This window comes from Bacillota bacterium (assembly GCA_036504675.1).
GTDB lineage: Bacteria > Bacillota > Sulfobacillia > JAJYWN01 > JAJZPE01 > DASXUT01.
The window spans coordinates 12,642-29,182 of record DASXUT010000026.1; the positions used below are offsets into that span (position 1 = coordinate 12,642).

Below are 16,541 nucleotides of genomic sequence, written 5' to 3' on the forward strand. Positions count from 1 at the left end.
AGGGTTTCCCCGACCGGCAACGAATGAATGATTGGTTTATATTCTGGATTATCATGTACAACATTTATTCTAAGGCCCCCGTGGGAGGTGCAGTTGAGGCATGGCCCTCGAGCAAGAACGCTTGGAAGCCCTGCTCCAGGAGACACGCATGTTCGCCCCGCCGGAGGAGTTCCGGCACCGTGCCAATGTGTGCGACCAATCCATCTACGATCGGGCTGAGACCGACCTGACCGGTTTCTGGGCCGAAGAGGCCCTCCGGCTCGATTGGTCCCGGCGCTGGGACCAGGTCCTCGACTGGACTCCGCCTTGGGCCAAGTGGTTCCCCGGCGGGCAGATCAACGCCGCCCACAACTGCGTGGACCGTCACGCCGCCTCCCTCCGCCGGAACAAGGTGGCCATCATCTGGGAGGGCGAACCGGGGGATTCACGGGTCCTGACCTACGGCATGCTGCAACGGGAGGTCAACCGATTCGCCTACGCCCTGAAGTCTCTCGGAGTCGCCAAGGGGGACCGGGTCGCCATCTATATGGGGATGATCCCCGAGTTGCCCATCGCCATGCTGGCCTGCGCCAAGATCGGCGCTCCGCACAGCGTCGTCTTCGGGGGGTTCTCCGCCGAGGCCCTCCGCGACCGGATCAACGACGCCCAGGCGAAGGTTCTGGTCACGGCCGACGGAGCCTGGCGGCGCGGTGGGATTGTCCCGCTCAAGCCCAACGCCGACGAGGCCCTGAGGGAAACCCCATCGATCCAAGGGGTCGTCGTCGTCGACCGGGTCGGACGGTCCGGCGGGACCAGGGTCCCGATGCGGGAAGGCCGGGACATCTGGTGGGACGAGGCGGTCTCCGGCGCACCGGTGGAGTGCCCGGCCGAACCGCTGGACGCCGAAGACATGCTGTTCATCCTGTACACCAGCGGGACCACCGGAAAGCCCAAGGGTGTGGTTCACACCACCGGTGGCTACCTGGTCGGAACAGCTTCGACCCACCGGTACATCTTCGACCTCAAGGAGGACGACGTCTACTGGTGCACCGCCGACATCGGCTGGGTCACCGGGCACTCCTACATCGTCTACGGCCCGCTGGCCAACGGCGCTACCGCTCTCATGTACGAGGGAACGCCGGATTATCCCAACCGCGGCCGCTGGTGGCGGATCATCGAAAAGTACGGTGTCAACGTCCTCTACACCGCCCCGACGGCGATCAGGTCGATGATGCGGTGGGGGGCAATTTGGCCGTCCGAGCATGACCTCAGCAGCCTGCGGCTGCTCGGCACGGTCGGTGAGCCGATCAATCCCGAGGCCTGGATGTGGTATCACGAGAAAGTCGGCCGGGCCGTCTGTCCGATCGTCGACACATGGTGGCAGACGGAGACGGGGATGATCCTGGTGTCCCCGCTGCCGGGGCTGACGGCCACCAAGCCCGGATCGGCCACCCGTCCCTTCCCGGGGGTCCAGGTTGAGGTCCTGGACGAGCAGGGGAATACCGTCGGCCCGGGGGCCGGAGGCAACCTCGTCGTCACCAAGCCGTGGCCGGCCATGTCCCGGACCATCTACGGAGACCCGGACCGCTACGTCCGTCAATACTGGTCGCGCTACCCGGGCAAGTACCTGACGGGCGACGGGGCCAAGGTCGATGAGGACGGCTACCTATGGCTGATGGGCCGGGTGGACGATGTGATGAACGTGGCCGGGCACCGCATCTCGACCTATGAGGTGGAGAGCGCCCTGGTCGATCACCCCAGTGTGGCCGAAGCGGCGGTGATCGGCAAGACGCACGAGGTCAAGGGTCAGGCGATATCCGCTTTCGTCACCCTCAAGGAGGGGGCGCGGCCGGATGAAGGGCTGAAGGAAGAACTCAAGCGCCATGTGGCCAAGAAGATCGGGGCCATCGCCCGGCCCGACGACATCTTCTTCACCGCGGAGCTGCCCAAGACGCGGAGCGCCAAAATCATGCGCCGTTTGCTGCGGGACATCGCCGAGGGGCGGGCCCTGGGGGATACGACCACGCTGGCCGACCCGGCGGTGGTCGCCCAGCTTCGCGACCAATATGAAGCTGAGGGGGAGGGCTAGGGCTGAGAGGGCTAGGGCTGAGAGGGCTAGGGCTGGCAAAAGGGACCGGTCAAGGCCGGGGCCCTTGGTCGGTCACGGCGCGGTAACGAACGACTTTAGATCCTCAAATTTCTTTTCCCCGATCCCCGACACGTTGCGGAGTTCTTCGATGCTCTGGAAAGGGCCGTGCCGAACGCGATAGGCGATGATCCGCTCGGCCAGGGCCGGCCCGATGCCGGGCAGGGACTCGAGGGCGGCCTGGTCACCGTAGTTCAGGTTGACTTTGGACTGGCTTGCCGACCCGAGTTCCGAGCCCGCGCCCACGCCGCCGGACCCGGCGACGCCGCCGGACCCGGCGACCCGGCCGGACCCGGCGACCCGGCCGGCGCCTGAAGTCGTCGGGGCCGCTGCTTTCGCCTCGGCTTGATTCGGGACATAGACTTTCTGCCCATCGACCACCGGGGCGGCCAGGTTGAGCCAGTCGTCGGCGGCGTCCTCGGTTGGGCCACCGGCGGCGGCGACGGCATCGACTACCCGCGCGCCGGCCGGCAGGCGGTAAACCCCGGGCCTGGCCACCGCCCCGGCCATGTGGACGACGATCTCGGCCGGCTGTCCCTGAGCCGCCCCGCCGGCAGTTTCGCCCGGGGCTGCGCGCGGAGCCCCACCCGAGGTTGTCCCCTCAGGCAACGGGCCGGCGATGGCCGCCTGCCCGCCGCCCAGGTGACGCCAGGCGACGAGCCCACCCCATCCGGCCGTCAAGAAGAGGATCGCGGCGATGACCGCGACCTCGGCCCGGTCCAGGCGGAACACAAAAACCCCTCCCCCGCATCGGGGGAGGGGCTTTCTAGTCTCGCCGGGCGACTCCTGCGACTGTCGAAGGCTTTTTTCGATAAACCGACGGCCCGTCGGCCGTCCGACCTACTTGACGACGATGTTGGCCAGCCGGTCCGGGACGGCGACGATCTTCACGACCCGCTTCCCGGCAATGAGTTCCTGCACCCGCCGGTGTTTGAGGATGAGTTCGCGGAACATCTCCTCGGTCAGCCCGGTCGGGACGGTCAACCGATCACGGATCTTCCCGTTGATCTGGACGACCACTTCGACCTCGTCGACCTTCAGCGCCCGTGGGTCATAGATCGGCCAGGACTGCAGGTGGACGCTGTTGGTGTGGCCCATCACCGACCAGAGCTCCTCGGCTAAATAGGGGGCGAAGGGAGCCATCAGCAGGGTCAACTTCTCCAGGGCCTCGGCCACCACGGCCTGGTTCTGCTTGGCCTCGGGGACCTCGTCCTTGTACTTGTGGACCGCGTTGACCAGCTCCATAAAGGCGCTGACGGCGGTGTTGAAGTTGTAGCGCTCCTCGATGTCCTCGGTCGCCCGTTTGATCGTCACGTGGATGACCCGCCGCAATTCCCGCTCGGCCGGACCCAGGTGGCCGGGCACACCCGCCGGGCCTTTCCCGGAACGGCCGGCCCGGTCAAGGGCCTTGATCGTCTCGGCGTCGGCCGTGACCAGCCTCCAGACCCGGTTGATGAACCGGTAGGCCCCTTCCACGCCCCGGTCGCTCCACTCCAGTTCCTTCTCGGGCGGCGAGGCGAAGAGGATGAACAACCGGGCCGTGTCGGCCCCGTACTTATCCATGATCTCAACCGGACTGACGACGTTCCCCTTGGACTTGGACATGGCCGCCCCGTCCTTGAGGACCATCCCCTGGGTCAGCAGGTTCTTGAACGGCTCGACCTCGCCCAGCAGCCCGGCGTCGTGGAGGACCTTGGTGATGAAGCGGGAGTAGAGAAGGTGGAGGACGGCGTGCTCGATGCCGCCGGTGTACTGGTCGACGGGCATCCAGTAGTCGGACTCCTGCGAGTCGAAGGCGACCTGCTCGGACCTGGCCGTGATGTACCTCAGGTAGTACCAAGACGAGCAGACGAAGGTGTCCATCGTGTCGGTCTCGCGCCGGGCCGGCCCGCCGCAGGTCGGGCAGGTAGTCTCGACGAAGGACTTCGAGGTCGCCAGGGGCGACTCACCGGTCCCGGTGAAGACGACATCGTCGGGCAAGAGGACCGGCAGATCCCTCTCGGGCACGGGGACGATCCCGCACTTCTCGCAGTAGATGACCGGGATCGGGGCGCCCCAGTAACGCTGGCGCGAAATGAGCCAGTCCCGCAGGTGGTAGTTGACCCGGCGGATACCGAGGCCCTTGGCCTCGCAGAAATCGGCGATCCTGGCCTTGCCCAGCTCATTGTCGAGGCCGTCATAAGGGCCGGAGTTGACCATCGTCCCCGGTCCGCTGTAGGGCACGGCCATCGTCGCCTTGTCCAGCTCGCCTTTGGGCTGGATGACCACCCGCAACGGCAACTCGAATTTCTTGACGAACTCGAAGTCGCGCTCGTCGTGGGCGGGCACGCCCATGACCGCGCCGGTCCCGTACTCCATGAGGACGTAGTTGGCGATCCAGATGGGAACGGCCTCACCGCTCAAGGGGTTGATCGCTCGAGCCCCGATGGAGAGGCCTTGTTTCTCGGTCTCGGTCGAGGTCCGATCGATCTCACTCATCGCCCGGGCGCGGGCGACGAAGCGACGGGCGGGCTCCTCATACTCGGTGCCCCTGGTGAGTTTGTCAACCAGCGGGTGTTCCGGCGCCAGGACCAGGAAGGTCACCCCATAGATGGTGTCATGTCGGGTGGTGAAGACCGGGATGGGGTCGCCCGTGCCCTCGACCCGGAAGGTCATCTCGACCCCTTCAGAACGGCCGATCCAGTTCTCCTGCATCGTTCGGACGCGCTCCGGCCAACCGGAGAGCAGCGACAGGTCGGCCAGCAACCGGTCGGCGTAATCGGTGATCTTGAAGAACCACTGTTCGATCTCGCGCTTGGTGACCGGCGAGTCGCAACGCCAGCAATGGCCGCCGTTGATGACCTGCTCGTTGGCGAGGACGGTGGCGCAGGACGGGCACCAGTTGACGGCGGCCTTCTTCTTGTAGGCCAGGCCGCGCTGATAGAGCTGCAGGAACAGCCATTCGGTCCACTTGTAGTAGCCGGGGTGGCAGGTGGCCACCTCGCGGCCCCAGTCGTAGCTCATCCCCAACGCCTTGAGCTGGCCGTGCATGGTGGCGATGTTCTTGTAGGTCCACTCGGCCGGCGGGATGCCCCGCTTGATGGCGGCGTTCTCGGACGGCAGGCCGAAGGCATCGTAGCCGATGGGGTGCAGGACGTTGTAGCCGTTCATCCGCTTGAACCGGGCGATGACGTCACCGATGGTGTAGTTGCGGACGTGCCCCATGTGGAGGTCGCCCGACGGGTACGGGAACATCTCAAGGGCGTAGAACTTGGGCTTCGTCCGGTCGACCCGGACTCGGTACAGCCCGGTTTCATCCCAGCGCCGGCCCCATCTATCCTGGACCGCCCTGAAGTCGTAGCGCTCGTCCATGGCTAGGCCCTCCACATCCTGTATCCGGCTTCACTTGGCCGAAGAAAGACAAAACAGCCTCTCGTCCCAATCCGGGACGAGAGGCTCACTCCCGTGGTACCACCCTACTTGATAAAAAAATACTGTGGAGCCGAAGGGGATCGAACCCTCGACCTCGTGAATGCCATTCACGCGCTCTCCCAACTGAGCTACAGCCCCAGTATCTCTACCCACTTGTCGAGGCCGCTAACGCCAGCCGGCGGCACCGGCTACTGGCTTTCGCCGGTGCGACTCCCGGGCGAGTCCGACCGTCGCCTGCCACCGGCTCGCACCTTGGCGCCGGCTCTCTTCAGGTCAGGCGGGTAGGTCTTGCTCCCGATCTTCGCCCTGTCACTCTCTGCACTTGACGAGGCCGGCGGCGCCCGATTTATCACCACCGCACGGCTCACGCTACAGAAGACATTATAGCCGCAAGGTAGGTCATTGTCAAGTTTGCAGGGCCCAGGCACTAGCGCCCGGCGGCCTGCTCGGCGGGTACTTCAAGGGGCTTGGCGTCGCCCCATAGGCGTTCAAGATTATAGAATTCGCGGCTGATCTGATCAAAGATGTGAACGACGATGTCTGCGTAGTCGAGGAGGACCCAGCCGCCCTTCTTGCCGCCTTCGCGGTGGAGGAGCCGGTATCCGGCCGCTTCGAACCTCTCCTCGACGCGCTCGGCGATGCCCTGGATGTGCGTCGAAGATGTCCCGCTGCAGATGACGAAGTAATCGGTGACCACGGTCAACTCGGACAGGTCGAGGGCCACTATGCGCAGCCCCTTGCTCTCTTCGATGGCCTGGATGGCCAGGTTGGCCAGGTCCGCCGAGTCTCTAACCATTCATTCGCCTCCCGTTGATAATATGGCCACGGCTCAACGCCGTCAATGCGGGTAGTCTTTACCAACAATGACCGTCACGTCGAACTGGGGGTTCTTCTCCTTGCGCTGATACAGCCGGGCGGTCGTGATAAAACCCGAGACGGCCTTGCCGACGACCTTGTTGTCGTCGTCGCCGTCCAGCCCGATCACCTGAGTGTTGGCGTAATCGGTCTTGTCGGCCGTGCCCACGTTGGCGACGTTGAACCCCAGGTCACGGAGCTTCTCCGCGAGGGTGGACCCGAGACCGCTGGTCCCGCTGCCGTTGAGGACCTGGACCTTAATCTTGGCGTTGGCCGTCCGATCGATCCCCCGGATCAGCTCGTCCACGAGTCTCCTCGTCCCGGCGGGGTCGGCCTTGACGTAGCTGACGTCACCGATCCATTCGTCAGTGACCGGGACCGTCCCGGTCTTGACCTTGGCGCCGTCCAAGCGCATGCCCTGGGTGGCCAGGCTGAGGATGTCCGACGGCCGGAGATTGGTGTCGATCCATTTCGAGGCCTCACCGGCCAGGGCCGGGATCTTGAAAACGGTCCCGACGGTCAGGGCCTTCTTCATGACCGCTTTGAAGAACTCCTGCTGGACCTGGACCCGTTTGATGTCGCCCTCGGCATATCCGTGGCGGAACCGGACGAGCTCCATGGCCTTCTCGCCGTTGAGCAGCTGCGGGCCCTTTTTCAGGTGGATGTGCAGGTCCTGATACGGGTCATCGTAGTCCATGTCCTGCGGCACGTCCATCTCCACGCCGCCGAGAATGTCCACCAGCTTGACGAAGCCCTGGACATCGGTGCGGACGTAGTAGTGGACGGGTACGCCGAGAAGCTTGGAGACCGCGTCCATGGCCATCTCGGGGCCGACGGAGTTCGGGTAGTCCTTGAGTTGCTTGTCCTTGGCCGTCTGGGCGGCGATGAGGTCACCGTCGGCGTGGGCTTGGTTGATCTTGACGATGTGACCGTTGCTGGTCGGCAGGACGACCTCGGTGTCCCGCGGGACGGAGATCATGCTGAGGGCGTGGTTCTCCGGGTCGAAGCTGAAGAGGACCATGGTGTCAGTCCGCCGCGGCAACTTGGCGAAGCGCAGGTCCTGATTGACCCCGAAACCGGTGGTGTCCTGAGGAGTGTCGAGCCCGAGGACGAGGATGTTGACCCGCTGCCCGGGCAGGGGGGCCGGGACCCCGTTGCGGCCCTCGGTCAAACGGGTCAGGTCGGTGTGAATGCCCCGCAAGAAGCTGTATACACTGCTGCCCAGGATGACCAGAAAAATGGCCAGGGCGGCCGCCGCAACCAGGGCGATGCGTCCCCACTTGATCCTTATCTTTTTCTTCGAGCGCCGCGGTCCCAGGTCGGGAGCACGCGTCCACTCGGTGGTTACCGGAGGGATGTCTCCGGGCATGTGAAGACCTCCGATGGTTGACCGCGCAAAACATCCGGCCCTTATGGGTCCTTAATACTATACCAAACGGTGGGAGCCTTTTCAACGTCAAGAACCTGGGCTCACAGACAATAATGATTAATAAAAGTGCTGCTACTAATCGATTAAGCGAAGGACCGCGGGGCGGATAGCCGCGGGCCGCAGTCGTTCCATCGAGGCTGTGCTTTAGACTGGCTCTCGGGTCGACGGGTTCCTTCAGAATGTCAGGTGACCACAATAATTGATGACGAAATCAAAAAAGCGGTCCGCCGGTGGACCTCTCCGATACTGCTGTCCAGCAACGTTCGTCGGTCCGTCCGGGGCACAATAAAGCCTCCAAAGCTGATTCGGCCGGAAATCCAACCAGGATCGGAGCGTTTAGAGGCACCGTCAAGACGACGATTGAATTTTGAGTAGGGGTGGCGGCCGCCTGGGCCGCGCTTTCGGTGCAACCTTGACCGATGTCGCCGGGCCTTGGCCGCCTCAGTACTTCGGTTGCCGCGGCCGAGCCTCGTTGACCACCAGGTCACGACCACTCATCTGGGTGCCATTCATGGCGGTGACGGCCCTCTCGGCGTCTTCGTCGCCAACTTCCACAAACCCAAAACCACGCGAGCGGCCGGTCTCCCGATCGGTGATGATCCGGCAACTCTTGACCTCAGCATGGGGCGAGAAGGCCTGAGCCAGCTCATCCTCGGTCGTCGACCAAGGAAGATTGCCGACATACAGGGTCTTCGTCATGTGTTGTGTCACCCCCCTCCGTTCCCCGGCTGGCCGCGTTTGGTCTTGCCCTTGGGCCTTTGTCCGGGCTACTCTCGATACAGGCCGGTCCTCCCGATGTACTCCCCTACCGCGTCCGGCACTAGATACCTTATCGAACGTCCCTCGTTGACCCGCCTTCTAATATTGCTTGAACTGATGGCGACTCCCGGAATAGCCAATCGATGCACGACCCCGCCGGAACGGGCGACTTCAGCGATCATCCGGTTCAGGTCGTCGGGCTCGCATCCCGGTCTGGCGACCGCCACCAGCTGGCAATACTCGAAGATCTTCAGCGGGTCTTTCCAGGTCAACAGCTCGAGGACAGCGTCGGCCCCGGTGATGAAGTACAGCTTGCTCTCATCGCCGAGCTCCCGCCGCAACTGACGCATGGTATCGACGGTGAAGGAGGGTCCTTCTCGGTTGATCTCGACCGTACTGACTCGAAAGTAGGGGTTCTCGGCCACGGCCAGTCTCACCATGGCCACCCGATGTTCAGCCGGGCTGACCCGCCGGTTGATCTTGTGGGGGGGACGGCCGGCCGGAATGAAGAGGACCTGACTGAGTCGCAACTCGTCGCGAACAGCTTCCGCGGCGATCAAATGGCCATGGTGGATTGGGTCAAAAGTCCCGCCCATTACCCCGATCCGGCATGGCTGGGCGGGATCAGATGAGGCCAATTATGACCACTCCCATGTGCTCCGAATAATTCTACATCTTCATTCCGATTCCTGCATCTTCCTGGGTAAAGAGGCCGAAATTGGTACCTAGAACATATCTTCTGTATACTCTAACTCGACCTGGCCGATCCGAACGGTGCTTCCGACCTTCGCCCCGGCCTGCCTGAGGGCATCGTCCACGCCCATCCTGGCCATCGCCCGTTGGAAGCGGCGAACGGCTTCATCGTTCTCGAAGTCGGTCATCGCCGCCAGCCGCTCGACCTCCGGTCCGGTCACTACGTAGGCCTCTCCGTCCGGCTCGACCTGGAAGGTCGGGCGGGGTTTGTAGCGGAAGACCCGTTCGGGGGCTTCCGGAACGACCGGCTTGACCGGGATCGGAGGGGTCAGCCGCTCCAGTTCGGCCGCCGCCCTGGCCATCAGCGGCTCCAGCCCCTGCCCGGTGGCCGCGGAAATGGGGAAGACTTCGATGCCGCGTTGCCGGAACCCGGCGGTCACCTCGGGAAGGAGATCCCTGGTCTCCGGCAGGTCGACCTTGTTGACGGCCACCAGTTGACGCTTCTCCCCCAGCTTCGGGTCGTAGAGAGTGAGTTCCTTGTTGATGGCCAGGTAGTCGGCCCAGGCGCCGGCGCCGCCCGGGCGGGCCAGGTCTAGGACGTGGATGAGGACCCGGGTCCGCTCGACGTGGCGGAGGAACTCGTGGCCGAGCCCGACCCCCTGGTGAGCCCCTTCGATGAGGCCCGGGATATCGGCCAGGACGAAGCTGCCGCCCCCGGGGATCGAGACGACGCCGAGATTGGGCTCCAGGGTGGTGAATGGGTAGTCGGCGATCTTCGGTCGCGCCGCTGTGACCTTCGAAAGGATGGTCGACTTGCCGACGTTTGGGTAGCCGACCAGGCCGATGTCGGCCAGGAGCTTCAACTCGAGGAGGACCCACCGCTCCTGACCGGGTTCGCCCTTCTCCGAGAACCTGGGGGCCTGGTTGACGGGGTTGGCGAAGTGCTGGTTGCCACGACCGCCACGGCCGCCGTTGGCGACGATCACCCGCTGCCCCGGCTCAGTCAGGTCGGCGACAAACTCGCCGCTGTCGGCATCGATGACGTTGGTCCCCGGCGGCACGCCGACCTCGAGGTCCCTTCCGGACTTGCCCGATCGATTGGAGCCCTGGCCGTGCTCGCCCCGCTCGGCCTTGAAATGGCGCTGATACCGGAAGTCGAGCAAGGTCCGCAAGCCCGGGTCGACGGCGAAGACGACGTCGCCGCCACGCCCGCCGTCTCCCCCGTCGGGGCCACCCTCGGGAATGAACTTCTCGCGGCGGAAGGAGGTCACGCCATTCCCCCCGCTGCCGCCCTTGACATAGACCTTGGCCTTGTCGACGAACATCAGATGTCTCCCCGCGTGCTGTTTTGGCCGACCCGCGACTCGCCTCGTGGGGCGCGGCGATGACCGATGATTAGCCTTTCTCGCCGGTGACGGGGCTATCAACGACGCGCCGGTCAGGCCGCCAACTCGCCCGGCCTGACGGTCAGAGCGGCCGGCGCGGCCCCTTCGACCAGCTCACGACCCAGCGTCGCGGGGCCGCCCGCAGCACCCGCACGCCGGCCGACGACTCCAAGGCGCCGGCCAGCCATTGGTCGGCGTCCTCCGGACCCTCGATGGTCGCGGAGAAGCCCGTTTCGTCCCCGGCCAGGTCGAGGCCCAGCCGCCCGCCGGTGGGCGGCGAAGCCTGGATCACCCGGTCCAGGACGGGCTCCAGGGCGGGCTGGATGGTCGCCGCGACCTCCTCGGCCGCGGCCAGCCCGGCTTCGATGGACGGCTCGAGTTCGAGACCGCGGCTGCGCGCGGACTCCTCCTTGGTCAGGAGGAAGGCCACCAGCGAGGGGTCCGCGGCGCGGATGAACCGGTTCTCTTTCTCCATGTTCTGCAGGACCTGGTCGATGTAGGCCCCGGCCCGCGCCGAGTTGCCCAGCTGGAGCCACCCCGAGATGACCTGCAGGTGATTGAGGAAGGCGTGTCTCCGGTTCCGCAGGAGGGCGATGACCCGCCGCTCGACGTCCCGCCTGACCGCCGCGGAAGAACCGGCCGACGGCCGCCGCTTGGCCAGGACCAACCCGATGGGGATGCCGAGGGCCAGGCCCAGGGCGACCAGACCGAGGATGACGAAAACCGGAGCCGGCCAAACGGCCGGCGGGGTGGGGGCATTCATCGTTGCGGATGTCTCCTCACGACTCGGTGATTCAGGCCCCGGCCGGTGCGCCTGGGTTTCCGAGTCATTCTCCCCACCCGTCGTTTTTTCCTTTTCTGGCCAAGGCCGGTCGGTCACCCGGGAGGGCATGGGAAGAGCCCGGGGAACCTCCCCGGGCTCAATTCACGCCTGAATCGACCAACGCTGTTCCCGTCACGACGGGGGCCGGCGTCGCCGGCCCCGGTCGGTCACTGACCGACGGGAACGATGGAAACCAGCTTCCGCTCGCCGGCCCGGTCGAAGGAAACGGTCCCGTCGACCAGGGCGAAGAGGGTATCGTCGCGGCCCATCCCGACGTTCTTGCCGGGGTGGAACCGCGAACCCCGCTGGCGGATGATGATGCTGCCGGCGGTGACGACCTGACCGTCGTGGCTCTTGATGCCGAGCCGCTGAGCGTTGCTGTCGCGACCGTTGCGGGAGCTACCCATGCCCTTCTTGTGGGCAAAAAGCTGCAGGTTGATCCGGTTGATCATCTTCGAAGCACCTCCTGAGCAAACGTCCCTAATGCCTAATGCCTTCGACGCTATCAATGCAACAGTCTGATTATAAATCCATCAGGGCGGGTCGACAATCGTGAGATTCCTGGGATACTCGCGGGCGATGTCTTTCAGGGCGACGACCATCGTCTCCAGGATGGCCTCACTCTGCAGCCGCTGATCGACCCCGAAGGGCCGCGTCGAGAGCCGCTGCAGGCTGAGCCAACCGTCCCTGACGGCGGTCGACGGGGTTAGCCCGACGACCCGCTCAAGGCCCATGACCGCGCCCTGGCTGATGGCCGAAACCGCGGCGCAGATGATGTCGCGGCCTTTCTCGTCATATTCCGAGTGGCCCTCGATGTCGAAGGCGTTGATCTGCCCTTCGCGGCGGATGACCCGGACGGTGATCAAGCCAAGATCACTCTTTGCTCTCTTCGGCTCCCTTGGCCGCCTTGGTCGTGGCCCTGGGGGCCCGCTTTTTCTTCTCGGCCGGAGCCTTCTCGATCGCCGAACCCTCGTCGGCGATCTCCATCGACGCCTTCGCCGCCTTGGTCGCACCGAGCTCGATCTTCTCGACCTTGACTTCGGTGTACGGCTGGCGATGCCCATAGCGGCGCCGGTAGTTGGCCTTGGACTTGTACTTGAAGACGAGGATCTTGTCGGCCTTGCCGTGCTCGAGGACCTTGGCGACGACATGCGCGCCCGGGATGACCGGGGTGCCGAAGATGGTCTCGCCGTCGTCCTTGGCGATCACGAGGACCTGGTCGAGGTCGATGGTCGAACCGACCTCACCCTCAGTCTTCTCGATCTTGATCTTGTCGCCCTCGGCGACTCGGTACTGTTTGCCGCCGGTCTTGACGATCGCGTACATGGAAAAACCCCCTGGGTTCCAGACTCGCCGAAGGCCGGGTACGGCGGCCGCGTGGCCCGCGCCGATTTTTGCACCCTCTTCGTGCGGTTGTCACCGGCTCAATCCGGGGCTAAACGTCTTGAAAGCCGGTTACGGACCTTAATTTTAGCATGAATTCAGGCGTGGCGTCAAACGACCGAAATCACTCAAGAAATAGGAAGCGACTAAGGTAGGCCCGGCTCACAGATTCAGACGTGTCAACCGGGGGACCGGCGGAGGATGGCGAAAATCATCGGATGGCCTGAAGGTTCGTCGGGCAGGAAATCGACTTTCAGCGTCAAAACTTTTCAACGATTGAGCATGAATTCACTCACATGAGGTGAGCCCGTGGTGCCACCCAGGGCGGTCCCGACCCTCCGGTCAGCCTCCGTCATCGCCGATGCCTGGGCGGGTCTGGCTCTGGGGCCGGGCTTGATCATCGCCCTTTGGCTGGTCTCCGGCTCTGTCCGCCTGGCCATCCTCTGGTTGCTCGGCTTGACCGTGGGCTTCGCCGTTCAGAGGTCCCGCCTCTGTTTCCTCGGGGCCGTCCAGGACGCGCTTCTCTTCGGGCTCAGGAACCTGGCCCTGGCGGTGATTATCCTGTTGTGGCTGACCGGCGCCGGTTTCGCCGTCGTCCAGATCCTCAATGGGGGGACGCCTCCGCCAGGGAATGTACACCCGGTCGGCCTGCGGACCGTCGTCGGCGGCGTGCTCTTCGGCCTTGGAATGGTCCTGTCGGGCGGGTGCGTCTTGACCACCCTGGTCCGCCTCGGCGAAGGTGGTCGCGCCGCCGTCTTCGTGCTCGCCGGTCTGGTGATCGGCGGTCCCGTCGGGAAGAACCTGGCGAGATTGTGGGTGGCCTGCAGCGGGCCGGGGCGGGCCGTACACCTGCCGGCAACCCTCGGCTGGCCGCTCGCTCTGGCCATCGAGTGGGCCGTTCTCGGGATCCTCTGGTGGTGCCTCAGAAAGGCCGGGCACTGCTCGAAGGAGGGGGACCATGTCGGAATACCGGATTGACGCTGTCGGTGACGTCTGCCCGGTTCCGCTTCTTAAGGTGCAGAGAGCGGCGCTGAAGCTGGCTCCCGGTGACCTTCTTGTGGTCGAGGTGGGCCAGCCGCGAACGGTTCGTAACGTTGTTGAATGGGCCGGCAAGAACGGATTCTCGGCCGAGATCAGGGAGAGTGCCCCCGGCGTGTGGCAGCTGGACCTGCGAGCAGCCGGCGGAGGGCGTTCTCTCGGCGGCATCAGGGCCACCGGATGAAGGGGATACCCTGCCTTCGTGAGTGGAGCTACACGGCGGGCATTCTGGTCTTGACCGCCGCCGAGGTAGTCTTCCTCTTGATCTTCGGGTCGGCCATCGGCCTGACCGCGGCTCTGGCGGGGATCAGTCCTTCCTGGACATTGAGGGTGGCCGCCGGGCTCTCCCCTTTGCCCCGGGCTTTGGCCGGTCAGGCCGGGCTCCTGTTGGACCTGAGCATCGTCGTCGGAGCCTTCATCGCCGCCAAGTGGGCCGGCGAGTTGGCCTTTCGACAGCCGGTGGGCCGGCCGGGCCTCCTGATCAAAGCCTTGCTGGGGGGGGCGCTGATGGGAATAGGGGCCCGACTGGCCCCCGGCTGCAACATCGGCGGGGTCGTCGGCGGCATCGCTTCGCACTCCCTGCAGGGCTGGGTGGAGGGGTTTTCCATGGTGGCCGGGATCTACCTCGGAACCAGGCTGTTCATTCGTCGCGGGAATCAGCAGTAGCCCGCTCGTCGAAAGAAGTTGATCAGTTGCTTGACCGGTTGGCGGTGCTCTCTTTCGGTTCGGTAGACCAGATGAATGTCGAGTTCGAGGTCAAGGCCCTCGATGGTGAGGGCCTTTAGCAGTCCCCGCCTGACCTCGCGCTGCACCGCCAGGACCGGAAGGATGGCCATTCCGAAGCCCGACTCGAGGGCCGACTTGATGGCATCGGTCGTCCCCATCTCGGCGATGACCCTGAGACGGCTGAAATCGACCCCGACCCGGCCCAGGCAGACCTCGACGGCCTCACGCAGACCGGAGCCCTGTTCGGGGGCAAGGATGTCCTGACCGGCCAAGTCCCCCGGGGTAATCGACTCCCTCCCCGACCAGGAACCCGGGCCGGTCACGGCCACCAGTCTCTCGGCCTGCATCGGCACGGAAGCCAGGCCTCCCAGGGTAATTGGCCCCTCGACCACGCCCAAGTCCAAGGTCCCTTCGATCACCTTCTGTTGCACCGCCAGGGCCGACTTGATCTCGAGCTTGAGAGTATAGGCCGGGTACTTCTGTTTGAAGGTCCAAAGAGTGCACGGCAAGGCGTAATTGCCCACGGTAGGGCTGGCTCCGATGACGACCTCGGTGTCCACCTCGAGCGCGTTCACCTCGCGCTCCATGGTCTGCACGAGGTCGCCTATTTTTTCGGCATAGCGGCAGACGATTTGCCCGGCCGGGGTCAGCTCGACACCGTGACTGAAGCGATCGAACAGTCTGACCCCCAACCGCCGCTCGATCGAGGCCACCAACGTACTGACGGCGGGCTGTGAAAGGTGCAGCAACCTGGCGGCTCTAGAGAAGCTCTTGACCTTCGCCACAGTGACGAAAGCCGACATCTGCTCGAATTGCACTCCCATCCCTCCGAAGCCATGCTCTTCGTCCCCGGTTGCCCCTCAACCTCCTTTTTCGGCCGAAGGACATAGGCGTTACTTATGACCCATGCGAAAGAGAAATGGCTGCTACAAAGGGGTCCGAATGGTCCTCGGCTAAGATTGTGACGGTCGTCACAAATGTACACTTAAAGGAGGAGAAACTTGAGAAAAGCCCTTCCCCGTCTGTCCCTCAATCGCATCCTGCTGGCCGTCTTGATCTTGCTTGGTCTGGCGACCGCGGCCAGCGGGACTGGTCTGGTCGGCCGTAATTACTCCTGTGTCGACTGCCACACAGACCGAGAACGCCTCATCAACGACCTGGCGATGAGACCGGTCCCGGCTCCCCCCAAGTCGGAGGAGCAGTCCGGGGAAGGCTGAGGTGGGTCATTGCCTCCGTTGGAGGCACAGGACAAGGTCCTCGTGGCCAAAGCCTTCGTTGAAAGCCGGCACGGTAAAGCGAAATGCACACAGTGCCATGGAGGAACCGAACCGGCCGGGTCCAGGGCCGAAGCGCACAGCAATCTGGCGAGCGAACCGTCCGCCGTGCCCAGGGACGGCGGCGAGGTGGCCAAGAACGTCTGCGCTTCCTGCCATCCCGGTATCGCCAAGGCCTTCGCAACCTCCCTCCACCGGACAACCGCGGCCGTGTCTGACGCCCGCGCCGCCGTGGTCTTGGCGAGGGCAAGGTCGGAGGACCTGGCGGCCCTCAAGCCCGCCCTGGACAACCACTGTTCGGCTTGTCACATCACCGGTTGCGGCGATTGCCACCTCAGCCGCCCCAATTGGAGCGGCGGAGGTCTCGTCGACGGGCACAACATCCGGAAGACACCGAACTCCATCACCAACTGCACAGCCTGCCATGGCAGCCGGATTGAGAAAGAGATGATGGCCGAGGCACCCGAGACCGTCGAGCCCCGCCCGAAGGCCGACGTGCACTGGTCACCCAAGGGCATGCAGTGCGTCGCCTGTCATAAGGAGGGACCCCTCCACGGTAGCGGCGAGAAGGCACCTGCCAACCGATACGCCGATGGATCCGCGCCCAGTTGCGAGAACTGCCACGACATCACGAAGGGCG

General features: G+C 64.6%; 17 protein-coding genes, 1 tRNA gene and 1 pseudogene. 6 read left to right on the forward strand and 13 right to left on the reverse strand.

Features of this window, described 5'->3' with window-relative positions; translation table 11 throughout:
• Positions 1–100: 100 nt before the first annotated feature.
• Positions 101–2,068: an acetate--CoA ligase gene (acs, locus tag VGL40_01965; GenBank protein HEY3314037.1), complete on the forward strand. Its 1,968-nt coding sequence runs from the start codon at positions 101–103 to the stop codon at positions 2,066–2,068.
• Positions 2,069–2,140: 72 nt separating this feature from the next.
• Here the strand turns inward: acs and VGL40_01970 are convergent, their stop codons facing one another.
• The 12 genes and pseudogenes from VGL40_01970 to rplU form a co-directional block, all read right to left on the reverse strand.
• Positions 2,141–2,857, reverse strand: a complete 717-nt coding sequence (locus VGL40_01970; GenBank protein HEY3314038.1) for a helix-hairpin-helix domain-containing protein — start codon at positions 2,855–2,857, stop codon at positions 2,141–2,143.
• A gap of 108 nt (positions 2,858–2,965) precedes the next feature.
• Complete coding sequence (leuS, locus tag VGL40_01975; GenBank protein ID HEY3314039.1) at positions 2,966–5,476, reverse strand: leucine--tRNA ligase; 2,511 nt, start codon at positions 5,474–5,476, stop codon at positions 2,966–2,968.
• A 125-nt stretch (positions 5,477–5,601) separates the two neighbouring features.
• Positions 5,602–5,674: transfer RNA gene (locus VGL40_01980), tRNA-Ala, on the reverse strand.
• 289 nt (positions 5,675–5,963) lie between these two features.
• The gene (gene rsfS / locus VGL40_01985) at positions 5,964–6,332 is read right to left on the reverse strand and encodes a ribosome silencing factor (protein HEY3314040.1); all 369 of its coding nucleotides are present in this window, start codon (positions 6,330–6,332) and stop codon (positions 5,964–5,966) included.
• A 42-nt stretch (positions 6,333–6,374) separates the two neighbouring features.
• Complete coding sequence (locus VGL40_01990) at positions 6,375–7,760, reverse strand: LCP family protein (GenBank protein ID HEY3314041.1); 1,386 nt, start codon at positions 7,758–7,760, stop codon at positions 6,375–6,377.
• Positions 7,761–8,261: 501 nt separating this feature from the next.
• Positions 8,262–8,519 (reverse strand): RNA-binding protein, encoded by a 258-nt coding sequence (locus tag VGL40_01995; GenBank protein HEY3314042.1) that lies wholly within the window; start codon positions 8,517–8,519, stop codon positions 8,262–8,264.
• Positions 8,520–8,587: 68 nt separating this feature from the next.
• Positions 8,588–9,217 carry a nicotinate-nucleotide adenylyltransferase gene (gene nadD / locus VGL40_02000; protein ID HEY3314043.1) on the reverse strand — a complete coding sequence of 210 codons (630 nt, stop codon included), beginning with the start codon at positions 9,215–9,217 and terminating at the stop codon, positions 8,588–8,590.
• Between the two features lie 87 nt (positions 9,218–9,304).
• Positions 9,305–10,597, reverse strand: coding sequence for a GTPase ObgE (gene obgE / locus VGL40_02005; protein HEY3314044.1), 1,293 nt, complete (start codon positions 10,595–10,597; stop codon positions 9,305–9,307).
• A gap of 142 nt (positions 10,598–10,739) precedes the next feature.
• Complete coding sequence (locus VGL40_02010; GenBank protein ID HEY3314045.1) at positions 10,740–11,420, reverse strand: Spo0B domain-containing protein; 681 nt, start codon at positions 11,418–11,420, stop codon at positions 10,740–10,742.
• 227 nt (positions 11,421–11,647) lie between these two features.
• Positions 11,648–11,929, reverse strand: a complete 282-nt coding sequence (rpmA, locus tag VGL40_02015) for a 50S ribosomal protein L27 (GenBank protein ID HEY3314046.1) — start codon at positions 11,927–11,929, stop codon at positions 11,648–11,650.
• Between the two features lie 84 nt (positions 11,930–12,013).
• Positions 12,014–12,346, reverse strand: coding sequence for a ribosomal-processing cysteine protease Prp (locus VGL40_02020; GenBank protein ID HEY3314047.1), 333 nt, complete (start codon positions 12,344–12,346; stop codon positions 12,014–12,016).
• A 151-nt stretch (positions 12,347–12,497) separates the two neighbouring features.
• Positions 12,498–12,806 (reverse strand): annotated as a pseudogene (rplU, locus tag VGL40_02025) (50S ribosomal protein L21).
• Between the two features lie 369 nt (positions 12,807–13,175).
• Between rplU and VGL40_02030 the strand changes: the two are divergent.
• Genes VGL40_02030 through VGL40_02040 form a run of 3 tightly spaced genes read left to right on the forward strand, consistent with a single transcriptional unit; the run spans position 13,176 to position 14,567 of the window.
• On the forward strand, positions 13,176–13,841 hold the full coding sequence (locus VGL40_02030) for a YeeE/YedE thiosulfate transporter family protein (protein HEY3314048.1): 666 nt from the start codon (positions 13,176–13,178) through the stop codon (positions 13,839–13,841).
• Positions 13,822–14,085 (forward strand): sulfurtransferase TusA family protein, encoded by a 264-nt coding sequence (locus VGL40_02035; protein ID HEY3314049.1) that lies wholly within the window; start codon positions 13,822–13,824, stop codon positions 14,083–14,085. Before VGL40_02030 ends, VGL40_02035 begins: the two co-directional genes overlap by 20 nt.
• Positions 14,082–14,567 (forward strand): YeeE/YedE thiosulfate transporter family protein, encoded by a 486-nt coding sequence (locus tag VGL40_02040; protein ID HEY3314050.1) that lies wholly within the window; start codon positions 14,082–14,084, stop codon positions 14,565–14,567. The genes VGL40_02035 and VGL40_02040 overlap by 4 nt, the downstream gene beginning before the upstream one ends.
• Here the strand turns inward: VGL40_02040 and VGL40_02045 are convergent.
• Positions 14,558–15,445 (reverse strand): LysR family transcriptional regulator, encoded by an 888-nt coding sequence (locus VGL40_02045; protein HEY3314051.1) that lies wholly within the window; start codon positions 15,443–15,445, stop codon positions 14,558–14,560. The two genes, VGL40_02040 and VGL40_02045, sit on opposite strands and share 10 nt — an antisense overlap.
• Before the next feature lie 183 nt (positions 15,446–15,628).
• On the opposite strand from VGL40_02045, the gene VGL40_02050 reads away from it, so the two are divergent.
• Both VGL40_02050 and VGL40_02055 read left to right on the forward strand, forming a co-directional pair.
• Positions 15,629–15,844: a hypothetical protein gene (locus VGL40_02050; protein ID HEY3314052.1), complete on the forward strand. Its 216-nt coding sequence runs from the start codon at positions 15,629–15,631 to the stop codon at positions 15,842–15,844.
• 186 nt (positions 15,845–16,030) lie between these two features.
• Positions 16,031–16,541 (forward strand): multiheme c-type cytochrome (locus VGL40_02055; GenBank protein ID HEY3314053.1); only part of this gene is annotated, 511 nt, incomplete at its 3' end.